Origin of the sequence: Novacetimonas hansenii JCM 7643, assembly GCF_000964405.1 — a bacterium.
GTDB classification, from domain to species: domain Bacteria; phylum Pseudomonadota; class Alphaproteobacteria; order Acetobacterales; family Acetobacteraceae; genus Novacetimonas; species Novacetimonas hansenii.
This window is the reverse complement of record NZ_BANE01000112.1, coordinates 1-16,365: the sequence shown is the minus strand read 5'-3', so window position 1 is coordinate 16,365 and position 16,365 is coordinate 1. Positions and strand designations below refer to the sequence as shown.

Below are 16,365 nucleotides of genomic sequence, written 5' to 3'. Positions count from 1 at the left end.
TCACCAAAAACCTTTATAATTTCAGTATGTTATCGCGCCTGACTTTTCAAACAGTCTCTAACAAGGCGGCACTCAGGGATTTTGGCCTTTTGTAATCCTGCTGTTCTGTCGCAATTTCTGGGGCCACGATTCCTGGGGCACCCTTGCTTCCAAGGCAGGCGTCAGCGCCGTTCGGAATCCGCCCCGCTGCCCCCATCGGTAATACCGGCGCGTGAGGGGGCATCGGAACCGGGCCGCACCTCGCGCGTGGTACGTGCAACCGCGGCGTCATCGCCAAACCCACGGCCGGAGATGCGCCGTCGGGGGGCGGGATTTTCCATCAGCACGTTTTCCAGCGCCTCCGGGTCGGTGCGCTCGGCCTCGTCAAACAATGCATCGGCGCGGGCCTGATCGCCTGCCTGCTCGGCACGGACCCCTGCTTCCGCCAGACGACGGGCGGTTGCGTGCTTGCCCCCGTCCGGATCGTCGGCACGGGCGTTGTCATCAATGGAACGTGGCATTGCGGCCTCCTTCTGACGGGTCCAAAGGCCCCGCGACGGCCATGGCGGCAGGCACCATGCCCATCACGTCGGCCCCATGCCACAAACCACCGCCAGGCGACATGGTTCAATGACGTGGGTCATGCCCGCACACAACGCGCCTATGCGCTGATGGTATCAAACAGCGGGACACCACATGCCTGTGACATGGTGCGGCAGTACTGCGCCACCTCCGCCGGCCATGACAGGCCCGCAACGATGGTCAGGCTGCGTAACAGGGCGAACAGGTGAATATCGTCGCTGGACAGTTCCCCATTGACCGCATGCGGCGCACGCACCAGCGGGACAAGCGCACGCAGGCGCGCATCAACCTGCGCGATCATCCCCGCACTGTCATCAAGCAGCGCACCAAACGGGCCGACCATCTTTTCCTTGCCACGGATGAAATAGGCACGCGCGGCGGTGGTTGCGAATTCCTCCAGCGGGGCAGCAGCGTCACGCGGCAGGATCAGGCGAAAGGCGATGGCGTTCGTGGCCTGTATCCATTCCCCCACCTGCGGGTTGATCGCCCCCGTCAGGACACGCGCGCCGCCCATGGCATCGACATGATCAACGATGTCCATGCTTTCGCCCATATACTGGCCGTCCTGCTCCAGAATGGGCACCATCTTGGCCCCGATCATGCGCGTGGGCGTTGCCACGTCATCATTCAGCAGTGTCACGACATCCACCGGGATGTCCTTCAGCCCGAAGATCATCCGCGCCTTCACGCAGAAAGGACAGTGATCATAGCTATAGAGTCGCATCCTTATCCTTCATGTCCTGTTTGTTGGTCCTGACCTTATATCGCGAAACCTGCCCTGACCGGCGGACTGTTTGCAAGGAACGCCAATCGCAAACGTCATGTGAAAGGCGGTCTGTAAATGATGCCCACGGCAACGGGCTGCCACCATGGACGTTCCTGACGGGGTTTTTGCAACCTCGCCCCAAAGGCTGCGCATATTCACAACAGCCGGACTGAACACGGCGGCTTTATTATTCCCCGCAGGATCATTATTTCCCGCAGGATCACGATGTGTTTTCGCACATGCTTTGTGGGCGATGGCGGCATGCGGGGGGACGCATGCCAGAGGACGCATATCGGAGGATGCATGCCGGGAAACGATGCCGCGCCGCGCGCCGCGCGGGATATGCACCGCACCGCCCCTGTCCGCGCGGCCATCCCCCATGGCCGCATGGCGCGATAAGGGGGACGGGCAGGCTTTCCCGCACAAACCCCGTGCCTTGACCGGGAGGTGGCCGGGGGTGTAATGTGAAAACGTTATAATATAACAATAACGCGGCCCTATCCCACCGCGCGGAATGACAAGACCATGACCTCAGCCCACGGGGCACCGCCCCCTTCCCCCACCGCACCCACGCTACAGACCTGGATGGCCCGGTCATGGGCGTGGCGGCTGGCCTGGATGGGGGTGCCCATCGGATTGCTGTGGGTGGCCATTGCATGGGCGGCGCGCCTGCCATGACCCGGACCGAGGCACAGGCGACGACGGGCGGGATCACACTGCATGACATTGCCGCGGGTTATGAGCGTGTACCGGTATGGCAACATGTCACCGGCACCTTCGCCCCCGGCAGCCTGACGGCCATCGCCGGAGCCAATGGCGCGGGCAAGTCCACATTGGTGCGCGCGATGCTTGGTGAAATACCGTTACGCGCGGGGCGTATCGATTACGGTGGGCAACAGCCACGCGACTTTGGCTATCTGCCACAGGCCCGTGACATCGACCGGGGGTTCCCGTTATGCGTGGCGGACCTTGTGCTGTCGGGCGCGTGGCGCACGACCGGCGCGTTCGGCGCGGTTAATGCCCGGCAACGCGAACGCGCGGAACAATGCCTGCGCCATGTCCGCCTGTCGGGGATGGAGGAACGCGGCATCGGCGACCTGTCGGCGGGACAGTTCCAGCGTCTTTTGTTCGCGCGGCTGCTGATGCAGGATGCGCGGGTCATCATACTGGACGAACCTTTCACCGCGCTGGATGCGCCCACGACGCGCGACCTGCTGCACCTTGTCGATCACTGGCGTGACGAAGGTCGGACCGTGATCGCGGTTCTGCATGACCTGCGCCAGATCACACGGCATTTCCCCAATGTCGTCCTGCTGGCGCAGGGTGCGGCGCATTGGGGGGCGACCGATGCGGTGCTGACGCCTGCGCTGCTTGAACGCGCCTATGGCGGCACAGCGATGTTCGCCTGCCCCATGGGGGACACCCCACCGGTTGAGCCGCAGCAGGAGACGGGCATATGGGCATGAGCCTGCATGACCTGTTCATCACCCCATTCGCGGATTTCGGGTTCATGCGGCGTGCCCTTGTCGCGTCACTGGCCCTTGGGCTGGGCGCGGGGCCGGTGGGCGTGCTGTTGCAGTTGCGGCGGATGAGCCTGGTTGGCGATGCGATGAGCCACGCGATCCTGCCCGGTGCGGCCATCGGCTTTCTGCTGGCGGGGGGGATGTCCATGACGGCGATGGGGCTGGGCGGGATTGTCGCGGGGCTGGGGGTGGCGCTGCTCTCCGGCCTTGTCAGCCGCCTGACGCGCCTGTCCGAAGATGCAAGCTTCGCCAGCTTCTATCTGACCTCCCTTGCGCTGGGGGTGCTGATCGTGTCCGCGCATGGATCGAACATCGACCTTCTGCATGTGCTGTTCGGCACCATCCTTGCCATCGACACCCCGACATTGTGCCTTATGGGGGGGGTGACGACGGTGACACTGTGCATCCTGTCGGTGGTATGGCGGCCGCTGGTGATGGAATGTGTCGATCCGGGGTTCATGCGCCTGGTGGGGGGGCGCGGCGGGGCATGCCATATGCTGTTCCTGTTCCTCGTGGTGCTTAATCTGGTTTCCGGGTTCGAGGCGCTGGGCACGCTGATGGCGGTGGGGATGATGATGCTGCCCGCCGCAAGCGCACGCCTGTGGACACGCAGGCTGTGGGTCATGATGACACTGGCCGCCGCCATTGCCGCGCTGTCGGGGCTGGGGGGCTTGCTGCTGTCGTTCCACTGCCGCATGGCGTCGGGGCCGACCATCATCCTGACATGCAGCCTGTTTTACATCTTTTCGCTGGTGCTGGCCCCGATGGGGCTGGCGCGGCGCCTGTTTGCCCCGCGCATGAAACGCGCATGACAAAGGCTTCCTGACATGAAAATCCGTCTTCTGCCCGTTGGTTTCCTGCCTGTTGCCTGCGCCCTGCTGATGACGGGCCTTGTACAGGGGCACGCCGCGACGGCCCGCACGGTCCATGCCGTCGCCAGCTTCACGGTGCTGGCCGATGTGGTGCGCCAGGTGGGGGGGACGCATGTCGCCGTCACCTCCCTCGTGCCCCCCGATGGGGACCCGCATGAATTCGAACCCTCCCCCGCCGATGCAGGAAAGCTCCAGCAGGCGGACGTGATCTTCCTCAGTGGCGAAGGGCTGGAGACATGGTTTGTCCGCCTGTCGCGCGCGGCGGGATATCATGGCACGCCCGTCATCGTGTCCAATGGTGTCCCCCTGCATGAAATGGTGGAGGACGGGCACGATGTGACCGACCCGCATGTGTGGAACAGCGTGCCAAACGTGGAAATCTGGACACGCAACATCCGTGATGCCCTGATCCGTGTTGATCCGCAGGACGCAGAGGCCTTTCGCGCGAATGCCGATGCCTATCTTGTACGGCTGCATGACCTTGACCATTACATCCGCGACCGGATCGCCACCGTCCCTGCCGACCGTCGCCGGGTGCTGACCGGACATGACGCCTTTGGCTATTTCGGGCGTGAATATGGCGTGACCCTGATGGCGCCACAGGGCCTGTCAACGGAAACCGAGGCCTCAGCCGCCGATGTGGCCGCCCTGATCCGGCAGATCCGCACCCTGGGCGTCAGTACATATTTCATGGAAAACGCCGCCGACCCCCGCCTGGTGCAGCAGGTCGCCACCGCCACAGGCGCACGGCCGGGTGGCACACTGTATGTGGAGGCCCTGTCCCCCCCCGGGGGGCCTGCGGCGGACTACATCTCCATGATCCATCACGATGTGGACCTGATGGTCCAGGCCATGCAGGCGGCACACTGACCTGACGCGCCCGCCCTTCACAGGGAAAGGAAGGGAAGGATAGGACGGCATCGCCGCCTCATCCCATGATGGAGGCGGCCTTGCGGCGGATATGGGCGCACAGTTCGCGGCGTTGCGGGATGTCGAGGTCCGTCACCCTTGGGCCATCGGCATCCGCGGGGTGCAGGACGCCTGCCGTGCCATAGGCATATTCCATGTCGCCCCGATGGTCATCGGACACCGCATGCGTGCGGACGATCAGATGGTCAAGCAGCGGCGTCGTATCACCGTGCGGCAACAGGCCATTGCCGATGCAGAAATTGAGATATCCCGCCAGACGCGCACCCGGCGCGCCCTCCACCACGCCATGCGCCGCAGATGCGCCAGGCTGGGAAACAGACTGGGAAACAGGCTGGAGGACAGACGCGGATGCGGCATTGTCGCGATCACGCGCAAGGGCGGGTCCGGTTGCAAGGGCAAACGTCACGACCATGGGCAATGTCAGCCCGGACGGCAGGGAACGCATCACTTTTCATCCTTCTTGCGGGACGTAAAGAGGGTTTTATGATCGCGGGGCCAGCGCGACAAAGCCCGTCGGCTGCATCGCCCCGGATGCAGCCCCTAAGCATTTATGCAGGCGGGAGTTGCACGCGGACCGCGCCAAAAGCGCGGGGGCGAAACACCCCTGCAACAGGCTCCCGCCCTTCCGGGTCGGCACCCCACGCGCGTCCCCGGGGGATACCGCCCACAGGTATATGCCCACGGGGATAAGCCCACGAGGATAAACTCACGGGGACGCCCCAAGGATATGCATGCCGGTATAGCCCGGGGTTCAAGAGCTGGAGCAGATCCTGTTTGAATGCGTGCATTCAAACAGGTGAAGATGCTCGTAAAAACAATAAACTGGCGCATCTTCACCGAGCCTGTTTTCGGTGGAAATGCTCTAGTGATGAAGAAACCCCATCCCGGTCTGCATGGCCGTATGCAACACATCCGACCAGACACCACCGCCCCGGCCACCGTGATCTCCGCCAGAGGGGCCACCGGGCGGCCCGCTGCCTTCCGACCCATCGGTCATCGGCAGTCCGTCATCATCAAGGGGCGGCCGATGTTCGGCACAACCAGCAAAAATAAGAAGGCATCCCGTTACCAGCGCAAACCGGGACAAAACAAGCCGGGACAAAAAACGTGGCATCTAATCTTTGCCACCAATACGGATTTTTTCCACGTCCACGTCGTCATATGTCCTTGCGGACGAGACCTCCGGGCTTTTTGCGCCATGATGCCGATTGGGCGGGGGGCCACAGCGGACGGGCGATGTCTCCATGTCCGGCGGCGGTCTTCCATGATTGCCAAAGCCACCATCAGGCGGCCCGCCATCACCCATACCACCCCCCGTCATCCCGCCGCCCATCATGCCAGCAGACGGACCACCCGCCGACATCATGTCAGTCATTCCCCCACCGGGAGCAGAACTCCCCCCGAACGCACCGCCGCCGAACCCCTCCGTCACAGCGCCATGCACCCCCGTTTCCATGTGCGGGCGCGTTGCGGATGGAGGCCCCCTGCGACAGGCGGCATCAGTGCCCTGACACGCCCCGAGCGCGAATGGAAGCAACAGGCATGCAGTAACGACACGTGGGCGAAGACAGGACATGAGGATTCGGCTTTTCTTTCTGGACTCCTGAATGTTACCGCCCATGCCGGGTCTATATTCGTTACGAATATTTACTTAATGCTTCCAAATGTATGGGGCATGTTCATCGTCACGGCACAGAGGCCGCTATCAAAGACGTTGATACCGATGTGGTGCCTGCCCTATCTGGACAGACATGGCAGAGACAGCCGGACGGCTGAGGGGCGCATGGAGCGTATACTTGATTATGCGCGGGGCTGACGTGAGGGAGAGAACCAGGCCCGTTGGCGTGGACACCTGTCCGCACTTCTCCCTGCGCCCCTTCCAAAATGTCGAAGGCCCAGCACCACAATGCAGTGGTATGGGCGGGGATTGCATCAGTCATGGCGTCACTGAGCCTGTCGGACAGGCCGGCAGCAAAGGCCACTCGGTTTGCCTGCCTGACAGCGGCGCGATCTGGTGAGGTCCGGTCCTGCCTATGGTCTGAAATTGATATGACCCCATCCGTATGTGGACAATACCGGCGGAGAAGATGAAGGGCGGCCCGGTTACATCGCATGCCCCTTGTCCAGTGCTGCCCTTGCTCTTCTGGATGGCCTGCGCCAGCCTACGAACGGGACCGGCTTTGTCTTTCCCGGATAGGACATGGAAAAGATGATGCATCCAGTTGCGGCTTCCAAGGCCGAACTGCCACCCGCATCGCTCACAATCGGGATCGATATATCCAAGGATCATCTTGGCGCTGCCCGTCACCCCGACGGTGATACCGTCCGTGTCGCCAACACCCGCAAGGGCCAGCCCCTCGGGCTGGGCACTCGTGGTCCAGAGCCCATGTCTCTGTTACGTGCCATAACGATCTCCATCTTCAATCTCGACATCGCGTGCATAATCTTGAAGCTGAGCGTGATTAAGGAGAGTAACTCCGTTTTTACTGGCAAGCTGCCTTGCAGAAGTCGTGAAGCCCGCATTGGATACAACCGCCGAGTGCGTACAGTCATAATAACCCATGGCGGAGAAAGCCTGCTGGACAGCATCATTTCCAACAGGGTTGGAATAGAGCTTGCATTGTAGGACAATCTTCTTGCCGTCCTTATCCGCAATCACATCCGCGCCCTGGTCGCCAGATGCTACCGTGGCGCGAGCGTTCCACCCGATCTGGCGCAGAAGAATGGCGCAGTGTTCTTCATAATCGTATGGGTTCATTGTGGGAGAAAAGATTTCGGGACCAGACGTGACCGGTTCCGTCGGGATAATATCAGGTATCGTCTTAGATGCGGTTCGATTAATTTCGGCAATGACTTCTGCTCTAATTATTTCCCATTTATCCAATAGGTTATTTTGTTGTAAAATAGGAACAATTCTACTATTTAAAAAAATAGGTATTTCAGGTTCCCATTTTTTTGTGATAATTGTTCCGTAGTCGTCTTGATAAATATTTTGACGCCACTTCATTGCAAGAATTTTTTCTTTTGCTTTAATCTCTCTAATACATAGTTGAAGGCCATGGGCCGTTCGGGCGTTGTCTGCATCAATTGCTTCACGCTCTTGCCTTTTCCGTTTGTGTCGAGAAATTTCTTGGAAAATTTTCACGCCAGCAAATGCGAGCGCAACAGCGATAACGACTCTCCAGAAAGACGAGAGGCCTGAGTGATTATCGTCTTTCTGCGTGCTGTTGAAAGACAAAGGCGAAGCTGCGCTAGCTGGGGAAGTCATAGGCGCAGCGACATCTTCTGTCGGGGGCTCAGTCGTCGATATGTGCGGTTGCGCGAAGGGAAGAGGAAGAAGAACCCCGTGTGTGTCTACATATTTATTAAATGCATCAATGGCAACTGAAGATCCGGCGAGGGAAATATGAGGTGTCGTCCCATCACTTAATTGAATGGTGGAAGATGCTGCTGCGGTAAAATTGTGGACGAATGCTTTTGTCTCTGCTGCGGGAACATCCGCACCAAAATGACCGGCTTCATCAGGATCTGGGACAAGGGGGAGAGTATAATCACCTATTTTCCATGATCCACTGGAAATTTTATGTGCGTTGTCAGTTACATCGATATGAACCAGATGACTGCGCGATGCAGAAATTCCAAATTTTAGACCGGATTGATCTGAATATATAATCGGTGCCTCGCCGATAGCCGTGTCAGTTATCTGCCAGTCAACCTGGCCGCTTGCAGGTAACGTGCTGGCAGCATATCCACATTTAATATAAGACACATTAGAAAATATTATAAAAGAAGATATTAATATTAATTTCGGACGCATTTTCCCCTCCATGAGTCCGTGAATGTAGTCCATATCTTTCCATGAATTCCAGATGGGCCTTTTTTCTAGCCGGGCGTTTGCTTGCAGTCACTCTGGGTAATATGCCCATGGACCTGCCGAGTGAGATATAACTCCCCCGTTTCCAAATTTGTCTGCAATGTGCGGTTAATAAGCTAAACGTCGAGGGGGCCTGATCGGCGCGCAATGTATTGAGCTTTGCCTGCGGACAACCTCTTCCTTACTCGCTCTTCCTCAACCACACGCCAGCCCCGCCATTATTCTCAGCGATAAACTCGACCCCAGCCGCCTTCCGGGCAGCGCGTATGGCAGTGGATATTGCCCAAAGCGTATGGTGCATGGGGATGGCGTGGGTATGCAACCCTGCCAGTGACAGACATGCAGCCTGCCAACGTGCGTTTCCTGCTTTAGGAACAGTCCAACCACAGCAAATCGAAGCGGCTATGGGGGATGCTCATGCAATACGCCATTGACCTGGGGTGGCGTGATACCGATTACACTGTAGGTGTTCGGCGGGTTAAAGTGCGTAGCGTGGGTATCCATTCGTGGACAGATGCAGAAATTGCGCAATATGAAGCGCATTGGCCGCCCGGCAGTAACCCTCGACTGGCGCTTGCGATTCTTCTCTATACTGGACAGAGACGTAGCGATGCTGTGCGCATGGGGCCAGCAGATACGATAGAAGGAACGATTCGGGTAAGGCAGGTTAAAACTGGCGCGGGGCTTCTGATCCCGGTGCATCCGGCACTTGAAATCGAACTATCGGCATGGACGGATTGTGACGCAGGAACCTTTCTGGCAACAGAGCGCGGGCGTCCATTTTCGATCAATGGGTTCTATAATAATTTCGTGTCATGGTGCGCCGATGCAGGATTACCCAAGGGATGTAGTCCGCATGGCCTGCGAAAAGCAGCAGCGCGGCGATGAGCAGAAGCGGGATGCACAACCCACCAGATTGCCGCCATCACCGGGCATCGCACATTGGCAGAAATTGAACGTCATACGCGGGCTGTCGAACAGGCAAAATTGGCGGGGGATACGATGCGCAGACTGGAACAAATTGGCAAACTTTCCGATAAGTAATTGATATTTGCTTATTTTATCGGAGGTATGGCGGACTCGAAAGGATTCGAACCTTCGACCTTCGCCTTCGGAGGGCGACGCTCTATCCAGCTGAGCTACGAGTCCACTGCCGCTTTCCATACCCTGTCATGACGGCGAACGCCAGCCCTGAAATCATGCAATTTCATTTCCGCACCAGCCCGTCCATCCGTGCGGGCAGGAAGAAGGGAACCTGCGCATCGCCTGCGCGCGCATCATTCCAGGTGCTGGCGGCGATATCTCCGCCCGATGGCAGGAAATCATCTGGCCGCCCGATCCAGGAAATGATGTCACGCGTAACCTTATCCCCTTCGCGCCCGCGCAACAGCAGGTGATACCCCGCCGGGATGAAATCGCGCCGCGCATCGGGGGGCAGGTGCGCCCATGCCCGATTCATCGCAGATGCGGGCACAAGCTGGTCCCGCCCGCCATAAATCGCAAGCACCGGCCCCTGCATATGCCCCACATCCTGCGCCGCGCGATGCATCAGCAAAGCCAGCCCAGCCAGGGCCGTCGTGCGCGTGGTACGCAACGTCAGCGGATCGTAATACAGCCGCGCCAGCGCCAGCATGTCATCCGACGCCGTGACATGTACCGGCAGTTCGCGCCCCGTCAGCCGCCATCGCGGCGCAAGCATGGCCATCGCGCCCAATGTCGCGTCCGTCCCCACACCAAGGTCCCACACCGCCGGGGCCAGCAGGATATAACCCGCGACATCCGATGCCTGTCCCGACATCCGTGTGTGCGCCGCCTCCCGCGCCGACATGCACACGGCCACCGCGCCCCCCATGCTTTCACCCGCCACATACAGGGGGATGTCGGGATTTTCATGGTGGATGGCCGCGGCCTCCGCCGATGCGGCGGCGACCATCGCATCCGTCCCCGCCCATCCGCCCCGATCCGGCATCGCGCCGAATCCCGGCTGGTCCGGGGCATAGACCGTAATGCCATGCGCCGCCAGAACCGGGCCGGGACGTTCCCATGCATCGCGGCTGTCGTTGAACCCATGCAGCGCAAGGATCACCGCGCGCGGCATCCCATGCGCGCGCCAGACACGCAGGGGCACACGCCCCGTGCCGGGCACGTCCATCACCCTGTCGGGCGGCACGACACGGCCCAGCGCCGCATGCCGTGGCGGCGGAACCGGCGTGGGGGCATCATGCATCACACATCCCGCCAACAGGAAAAGGAACGCCGGATAAAGCAGGCGTGACAGGCGAAGGTTTGAAAGCACGGCAATCCTGCGTATCATCGTCACCGACGCCACGGGTCCACCGGGGCATCGCACTCCATGCCGGACAACAAGCCCGAGGTTCACCGAAATGCAAGCCCTGACCAAAAACCCGACGCCACGCCCCGTACTTGGCCTGATCGAAACCATCGTGGTCGATTCGCGCATCCTGTCATGCGACGGCGGCCTTGGCGCGCTGGGCCACCCGCGCGTTTTCCTGCGCATCGCGGACCACCAGACCTTCTGCCCCTACTGCTCACGCCTGTTCGTGCTCAACCCCGAGGCAACGCCCGGCGACGCGCACTGAAAACCCCAGATCCCGATGCACACTGACGCGCAGGTCCGCCTGATCCTTGTGGATGGTTCCGGTTTCATTTTCCGTGCCTTCCACGCCTTGCCCCCCATGACCAGCCCGGACGGAACGCCCGTCAATGCGGTATTCGGGTTCACCAACATGCTCGCCCGGCTGCTGCGCGAACATGCGGGAACGCATCTGGCGGTTATCTTCGACGCGGGACGCCACACGTTCCGCAACGACCTGTATGACCAGTACAAGGCCCATCGCCCCGAACCACCCGAAGACCTGCGCCCGCAATTCGCGCTGGTGCGTGATGCGACGGCGGCCTTCAGCGTCCCCGCGATCGAGGAGGCAGGCTGGGAAGCCGATGACCTGATCGCGGCCTATGCGCGCAAGGCGACGGATGTGGGGGGCACCTGCACCATCATCTCCTCTGACAAGGACCTGATGCAGCTTGTGCGTCCGGGCGTGTCGATGATGGACCCGATCAAGCAGAAACCCATTGGCGAGGCCGAGGTGATGGCCAAGTTCGGCGTCGCCCCGGCACAGGTCATCGACGTGCAGGCCCTGATTGGCGACCCGGTGGACAACGTGCCCGGCGTGCCGGGAATCGGGCCGAAGACGGCGGCCGCGCTGATGGAGGAATATGGCTCGCTCGACGCCATCCTTGCGGGTGCCGCGCGGATGAAGCCGTCAAAACGGCGTGATAACCTGATCGCGCACGCGGACATGGCGCGCCTGTCACGCCAGCTTGTCACCCTGCGCGAGGATGCGCCCTGCCCCGTGTCGCTTGCCTCCCTCGCCTGCTGCGACGTGGACGAGGCGCGACTCGGCCCCTGGCTGGAGGCGATGGGCTTTCGCTCCCTTCTGCAGCGCATCGGCCTGAAATCCATGGGGGCGGAGCGGCGCGGAACCCCGTTCATTCCCCCTGCCCCCCCGCCGCTTGCGGATGATGCCGCCCACACCGCAGGCACCGTGCCCGATGCGCCGTACGGGACGTATGACACCATCACCGACGCCGACACGCTGCGCGCATGGGTGGCACAGGCGCGGGACGCGGGCGTGTGTGCGGTGGATACGGAAACCGATGGGCTCGACCCGCTGCGCGCGGGACTGGTGGGGATTTCGCTGGCGACCGGGCCGGGCCGGGCGTGCTACATCCCGCTGGCGCATGAAGGCGACCTGATGGACAGCGCCTCTGTAACGCAGATGGATGTCGCCATCGCGCTGGAATGCCTGTCGGACCTGCTGGTGGACCCGTCGGTGCTCAAGGTCTTCCAGAACGCCAAGTTCGACCTTGAGGTACTGGTGCGCGCGGGCGCGCCACAGCCCACGCCCATCGACGATACGATGCTGATTTCCTATGCGCAGTTCGCGGGCAAGCATACGCAGGGCATGGACGAACTGTCGCGGGTGTATCTGGGCCATACGCCCATCCCCTATGACGAGGTGACGGGCACCGGGCGCAACCGCATTCCCTTCGCCCGGGTGGACATCGCGCGCGCCACCACCTACGCCGCCGAGGATGCGGACGTGACGCTGCGCCTGTGGCATGTGCTGCGCCCGCTGCTGCGCCCCAACCAGGCGCTTGCGCTGTATGAGGAACTGGAACGCCCACTGGTTGCGATCCTGGCGGACATGGAACGCATGGGCATCGCGGTCGATGCGCACGACCTGCGGGCCATGTCGGTCGAATTCGCAGGGCGCATGGCCATGATCGAGGCACGTATCCATACCCTTGCGGGGCGGGAGTTCAATGTCGGCTCCCCCAAGCAACTGGGCGAGATCCTGTTCGACGAAATGGGCCTGACCGGGGGCAAGCGCATGAAGTCCGGCGCATGGGGGACGGATTCGTCCGTGTTGCAGGACCTTGCGGACAAGGGGCATGACCTTCCGGCCGAGGTGCTGGCATGGCGGCAGCTCGCCAAGCTCAAGAGCACCTATGCCGATGCGCTGGTCAACCAGGTCGATCCCGCGACGGGGCGGGTCCACACCTCATTCCAGATGGCGGTGACGACCACGGGGCGGCTGTCGTCGAACGATCCCAACCTGCAGAACATCCCCGTGCGCACAGAAGAGGGCGGGCGCATCCGCCGCGCCTTCATCGCGCCTGCGGGACAGGTTCTGCTGTCGGCGGATTATTCACAGATCGAACTGCGGCTGCTGGCGCATGTGGCGGACATTCCCGCGCTGAAGGAAGCCTTTGCGCTGGGGCAGGATATCCATGCCCGCACCGCGTCCGAAGTGTTCGGCATCCCGATCGAGGGGATGGACCCGCTGACGCGCCGTCGCGCCAAGGCGATCAATTTCGGCATCATATACGGCATCAGCGCCTTTGGCCTCAGCCGGCAGCTTGGCATCGCACCGGGGGAGGCAAAAGGATATATCGACGCATACTTCGCGCGCTATCCCGGCATCCGCGATTATATGGAGCGCACGCGTGAAGAGGCCCGCGCCAACGGATATGTCGTCACCCCCTTCGGGCGGCGCTGCTGGGTGCCGGAAATCAACGGGCGCAATGCCGCACGCCGCAATTACGCCGAACGCCAGGCCATCAATGCCCCGCTCCAGGGGGGGGCGGCGGACATCATAAAACGCGCGATGGTGCAGATTCCTCACGCAATGCGTGATGCGGGGCTTGACGGACGCATGCTGCTTCAGGTCCATGACGAACTTCTGTTCGAGGTGCGGCACGAAGAGGCGGACCGTCTCGCCGCCCTTGTAAAGCAGGTCATGGAATCCGCAGCGACCCTTTCCGTGCCGCTGGTGGTGGAAACCGGGACCGGAACGAATTGGGCGGACGCACACTGATGCTGAGTAAACGCGACAGGTTTATCCTTATCGTCACGCTGGTGATCGTGGTGGTTTCAACACTGGCGGGGTATGTGGGCTACCGCATCTTTGACCGGATGCCCCCGCCGCTGACGACCTATGGCAATGAGGTGGGCGGTTCCTTCCGCCTGATTAACGGGGCCGACGGGTCGGTGCTCGACAGTGATTTCCGCGGGCGGTGGATGCTGGTCTATTTCGGCTCCACCCACTGTCCCGATACGGTCTGCGGCGCGACGATGGCGTCCATGGCCAAGGCGATGGACATCCTTGGCCCGGCAAAGGCGCACCATGTCGCGCCGATCTTCATTTCGCTTGACCCGATGCGCGATACATCGGACGTACTGCGCACCTATACGCTGCGTTTTGGCCCGCGCCTGTTCAGCATGACAGGATCGCCCAAGATGATCGAGGCCGTGGCCCGTGAATATCATGCCCCCTATGTCCGGCAGCCGCTGGAAGGTGGGGATTACATGATGGAACCGGCATCACAGATCGTCATCATGTCCCCGACCGAGCGGTATTCCGGCACGATCCCCACAACCGCCACGGGACAGGAAATCGCCGACCGGATCGAGCAGTTGATGGCGAACGGTAAATGAAGCTGCCCGGATCGTGCCTGGCGCTGGCCATCGCGGGCATGGCCTGCCTGCACGGCGCGGGGACGGCGCATGCGGCGGACCACCGGGGCGGGACGCTGCGGCTGACGGCGCGGGCCTCTGCCGGGACGCTGGACCCGCAGATCGACTATGCCTCCATGTATATGCAGCTTTTCAATGTCGTCTATGACGGGCTGCTGAACTTTCGCAAGGCACAGGGACCGGCGGGAAGCGAACTGGTTCCCGACCTTGCCGAATCCCTGCCCGATACGCCCGATGGGGGGCGGACCTGGATCTTTACCCTGCGTCGGGGCATCCATTTTTCCGATGGGCGCGAGGTCGGGCTTGATGACGTGGTGGCGTCGCTGCGGCGGATCTTCATCGTCGGCAGCCCGACCGCGGGTTCGTTTTATGGCGGTATCCTGGGCGCGGATGACTGTATGCGCGATGTTGCGCGCTGCACCCTGGCCGATGGGGTGCAGACCGACCCCGCGACACGGCGCATCACCATCCGCCTGAAGGAACCGGATGCAGAATTCCCGCAAAAAATCGCCTTTCCCCACGCCTCCATCCTGCCTGCGGACACGCCGTTGCATGATGTGGGCAATACCCCCATCCCCGGCACGGGGCCGTATCATATCGTCGCCTATGACCCGCAGCAGCATATGCGGCTGGAACGCAATCCCTATTTCCATTCATGGAACGACGCGGCACAGCCCGATGGGTATGTTGACGCCATTTCCTATGATTTCGGCCTGTCGGATGAAGATGCGGTCACGGCGGTGGAAAATGGCCAGTACGACTGGGCCTTTGGCAACAAGCCGCTGGACCGCCTGGGTGAACTTGGCGCGCGTTACACAGCACAGGTGCATGTACATCCGTTATTCGGGCTGTATTTCATGCCCCTGAATGTCAACCTGCCGCCATTCAACAACATCAAGGCCCGCCAGGCGGTCAATTACGCGCTGGACCGCCGCGCCATGACGATTCTGGCCGGTGGCGGCGCGCTGGGTGCGCCATTATGCACCATGGTGCCGCCCGGGTTGCTGCCCAATGACGGGCAATGCGCCTATACCCGCGATGCCTCCCCCGACCATCCCGCGCCCGCATGGCGTGGGGCCGACCTTGAACGCGCCCGACAACTGGTACGTGAAAGCGGCACGGCAGGGCAGGATGTCACGCTGGTGGTCGCGGCCAATGCGGTGGATATGAGCATGGGAACCTATGTGCGCGGAATGTTGCAGGCCATCGGCTACAACGCGCATGTACGCAGCGTGTCGCAGACCATCCATTCGGGGTATATCGAAAACACCGACAACCATGTGCAGATCAGCCTGCGTGAATGGTACGCGGATTATCCCTCGCCCTCCAACTTCCTCGATACCCTGTTCGGGTGCGAGAATTTTCATCCCCATTCCGACAGTTCGATCAACATCCCCGGCTTTTGCAATACACAGGTGCAACAGGTGATGGATCGTGCCCGCGCAACCGTGGACCCACAGGCCGCGCAGGCATTGTGGATACAGGCCAATGACCTGATCACCCGCCAATCCCCAGGCGTGCCGGTCATCCATATGAATTATGTGGACCTGGTGTCCAAACGGCTTGGGAATTATTTCTATACCACACTGTACCACATGATTTTTTCACAGGTATGGGTGCAGTAAAGGCGCAGGCAGGGGGACACAGGTTTTCCCGCATACTGCGTGGAAATTCCCCATTGATAATAAGAGAGTGTTTGAAAACAACCCATTTATAAAAAACAGGAAAAGTTTCTGGGTGCTGCCTTTTTTCAAAAAGGCGGCGTCTTTCGAAGCTTT

Annotated in this window: 16 protein-coding genes and 1 tRNA gene; 9 read left to right on the top strand and 8 right to left on the bottom strand. The window is 61.1% G+C overall.

Going from position 1 to position 16,365, the window contains the following annotated elements; translation table 11 throughout:
- Positions 1–161 precede the first annotated feature (161 nt).
- Both B7G66_RS08765 and grxB read right to left on the bottom strand, forming a co-directional pair.
- The gene (locus B7G66_RS08765) at positions 162–500 is read right to left on the bottom strand and encodes a hypothetical protein (protein WP_003621452.1); all 339 of its coding nucleotides are present in this window, start codon (positions 498–500) and stop codon (positions 162–164) included.
- 140 nt (positions 501–640) lie between these two features.
- Entirely contained in the window at positions 641–1,285 is a 645-nt protein-coding gene (gene grxB, locus B7G66_RS08760) for a glutaredoxin 2 (RefSeq protein ID WP_040510995.1), read from the bottom strand.
- Between the two features lie 567 nt (positions 1,286–1,852).
- Here grxB and B7G66_RS18715 point away from each other — a divergent pair.
- Genes B7G66_RS18715 through B7G66_RS08745 form a run of 4 tightly spaced genes read left to right on the top strand, consistent with a single transcriptional unit; the run spans position 1,853 to position 4,592 of the window.
- Positions 1,853–2,005: a hypothetical protein gene (locus B7G66_RS18715; protein WP_225578739.1), complete on the top strand. Its 153-nt coding sequence runs from the start codon at positions 1,853–1,855 to the stop codon at positions 2,003–2,005.
- Entirely contained in the window at positions 1,984–2,793 is an 810-nt protein-coding gene (locus B7G66_RS08755) for a metal ABC transporter ATP-binding protein (protein ID WP_371861425.1), read from the top strand. Before B7G66_RS18715 ends, B7G66_RS08755 begins: the two co-directional genes overlap by 22 nt.
- Complete coding sequence (locus tag B7G66_RS08750; protein ID WP_040512646.1) at positions 2,790–3,662, top strand: metal ABC transporter permease; 873 nt, start codon at positions 2,790–2,792, stop codon at positions 3,660–3,662. Before B7G66_RS08755 ends, B7G66_RS08750 begins: the two co-directional genes overlap by 4 nt.
- A 15-nt stretch (positions 3,663–3,677) precedes the next feature.
- Positions 3,678–4,592: a metal ABC transporter solute-binding protein, Zn/Mn family gene (locus B7G66_RS08745; RefSeq protein WP_003621439.1), complete on the top strand. Its 915-nt coding sequence runs from the start codon at positions 3,678–3,680 to the stop codon at positions 4,590–4,592.
- 58 nt (positions 4,593–4,650) lie between these two features.
- Here B7G66_RS08745 and B7G66_RS08740 read toward each other — a convergent pair whose 3' ends face one another.
- The 4 genes from B7G66_RS08740 to B7G66_RS08720 all read right to left on the bottom strand — a co-directional run bounded on the left by B7G66_RS08740 (position 4,651) and on the right by B7G66_RS08720 (position 8,502).
- Positions 4,651–5,097 (bottom strand): hypothetical protein, encoded by a 447-nt coding sequence (locus B7G66_RS08740; RefSeq protein WP_003621438.1) that lies wholly within the window; start codon positions 5,095–5,097, stop codon positions 4,651–4,653.
- A 417-nt stretch (positions 5,098–5,514) separates the two neighbouring features.
- A complete protein-coding gene (locus B7G66_RS18960; protein WP_264986172.1) occupies positions 5,515–5,649 on the bottom strand; it encodes a hypothetical protein in 135 nt (44 codons plus the stop codon).
- Positions 5,650–5,766: 117 nt separating this feature from the next.
- Positions 5,767–6,228 (bottom strand): hypothetical protein, encoded by a 462-nt coding sequence (locus B7G66_RS08730; RefSeq protein WP_139313029.1) that lies wholly within the window; start codon positions 6,226–6,228, stop codon positions 5,767–5,769.
- Between the two features lie 819 nt (positions 6,229–7,047).
- On the bottom strand, positions 7,048–8,502 hold the full coding sequence (locus B7G66_RS08720; protein WP_080937643.1) for a restriction endonuclease: 1,455 nt from the start codon (positions 8,500–8,502) through the stop codon (positions 7,048–7,050).
- Positions 8,503–8,943: 441 nt separating this feature from the next.
- On the opposite strand from B7G66_RS08720, the gene B7G66_RS08715 reads away from it, so the two are divergent.
- The gene (locus tag B7G66_RS08715) at positions 8,944–9,414 is read left to right on the top strand and encodes a tyrosine-type recombinase/integrase (protein WP_159107954.1); all 471 of its coding nucleotides are present in this window, start codon (positions 8,944–8,946) and stop codon (positions 9,412–9,414) included.
- Positions 9,415–9,598: 184 nt separating this feature from the next.
- Here the strand turns inward: B7G66_RS08715 and B7G66_RS08710 are convergent.
- A tRNA-Arg gene (locus B7G66_RS08710) sits at positions 9,599–9,675 on the bottom strand.
- Between the two features lie 58 nt (positions 9,676–9,733).
- Entirely contained in the window at positions 9,734–10,840 is a 1,107-nt protein-coding gene (locus B7G66_RS08705) for an alpha/beta hydrolase (protein WP_048859095.1), read from the bottom strand.
- 70 nt (positions 10,841–10,910) lie between these two features.
- Here B7G66_RS08705 and B7G66_RS08700 point away from each other — a divergent pair, with 70 nt between their 5' ends.
- The 4 genes from B7G66_RS08700 to B7G66_RS08685 are packed head-to-tail and all read left to right on the top strand — an operon-like array spanning position 10,911 to position 16,212.
- Positions 10,911–11,126, top strand: coding sequence for a zinc-finger domain-containing protein (locus B7G66_RS08700; RefSeq protein WP_003621431.1), 216 nt, complete (start codon positions 10,911–10,913; stop codon positions 11,124–11,126).
- Positions 11,127–11,141: 15 nt separating this feature from the next.
- Complete coding sequence (gene polA / locus B7G66_RS08695) at positions 11,142–13,928, top strand: DNA polymerase I (RefSeq protein ID WP_048859093.1); 2,787 nt, start codon at positions 11,142–11,144, stop codon at positions 13,926–13,928.
- On the top strand, positions 13,928–14,548 hold the full coding sequence (locus B7G66_RS08690; protein ID WP_003621426.1) for an SCO family protein: 621 nt from the start codon (positions 13,928–13,930) through the stop codon (positions 14,546–14,548). The genes polA and B7G66_RS08690 overlap by 1 nt, the downstream gene beginning before the upstream one ends.
- Complete coding sequence (locus B7G66_RS08685) at positions 14,545–16,212, top strand: ABC transporter substrate-binding protein (protein WP_003621424.1); 1,668 nt, start codon at positions 14,545–14,547, stop codon at positions 16,210–16,212. The genes B7G66_RS08690 and B7G66_RS08685 overlap by 4 nt, the downstream gene beginning before the upstream one ends.
- Positions 16,213–16,365 lie beyond the last annotated feature (153 nt).